At 77.6% G+C, this 1,054-nt stretch carries 1 protein-coding gene; it reads right to left on the bottom strand.

What is annotated here, in order from left to right; all coding sequences use genetic code 11:
* Window positions 1-93 precede the first annotated feature (93 nt).
* A partial coding sequence (locus FA014_RS19580; RefSeq protein ID WP_154731262.1) for an aquaporin occupies window positions 94-1,054 on the bottom strand: 961 nt, incomplete at its 5' end.

Raw genomic sequence — 1,054 nt, 5'->3', positions numbered from 1 at the left:
CCGGCGCTGACCCCGCGCCCGCGCCCGCCCGGGGGACGACGAAGGGGCGGCGACCCGACCGGGTCGCCGCCCCTGCGCGCGAGCGTGCCGGCGTCAGCGCGCCGGCTGCACCTCGACCTCGACCTCGTCGAGCTCCAGGTCCTCGTCGAGCAGGTCGTCGTCCGCCGGGGCGGTCGCGAACGCGCGGTAGAGCAGCGCGGCGAGCGCGGCGCCGACGAGCGGCGCGACCCAGAACACCCAGATCTGGCCCCAGGCCCACGACTCGGAGAAGAGCGCCGCGGCCGTCGAGCGGGCCGGGTTCAGCGAGCCGCCGGTGACGGGGTACGCGACGAGCATCCCGAACGCGACGGTCAGGCCGACCGCGAACGCGGCCTGCTGGCGGGTGCGCCCGCGCCGGTCGGTGGCGCCGAGGTACACGCCGACGAGGATGGCGGTCAGCACGCCCTCGAGCAGCAGCGCGGCGACCAGCCCGAAGCCGGCGCCGCCGGTGGACTGCGCGATCGGGGAGTGCTCCCCGTAGCCGTTGGCGGTGCCGCCGAAGAAGGACCGCTCGTTGGCCTCGAGGGCGGGCAGCGAGGTGGCGGTCACGAACAGCACGGCCGAGGCGAGCGCCCCGCCGACGAGCTGCGCCAGCCAGTAGGGCACCAGGTGCGCCCACGGCGTGCGGCCGGCCAGCGTGCTGCCGAGGGTGATGGCCGGGTTGAAGTGGCCGCCCGACACGTGCGACACGGCGACGAACGCCGCGATCGTGCCGAAGCCGAATCCGAGCGCGATGCCGATGACGCCCGCGCCGCTGACCGAGGCGAACAGCGCGGCGCCGAGGCCCGCGAGGACCACGACGAACGTGCCGAACACCTCGGCGCCCACCCGGGCCACGAGGGACGGGCCGGTCAGGGTGGCGCGGACGGCCTGGATCTCGACCTCGTCCTCGTCCGCCGCGACGGCGGACGCGGTGCCGTAGCCGCTGGCCGCGCCGTAGCCGACGGGGACGGCGGCGGGTGCGGGTGCGGCCGCGGGGGCCGGGGCGGCGGCCGCACCCGAGCCGACCGCCGCC

The sequence above is a fragment of the Cellulomonas hominis genome, from assembly GCF_005239125.1.
In the GTDB taxonomy this organism is placed as follows: domain Bacteria; phylum Actinomycetota; class Actinomycetes; order Actinomycetales; family Cellulomonadaceae; genus Cellulomonas; species Cellulomonas hominis_A.
The sequence above is the reverse complement of the archived record's forward strand: the minus strand, read 5'-3'. Positions and strand labels throughout refer to the sequence as shown.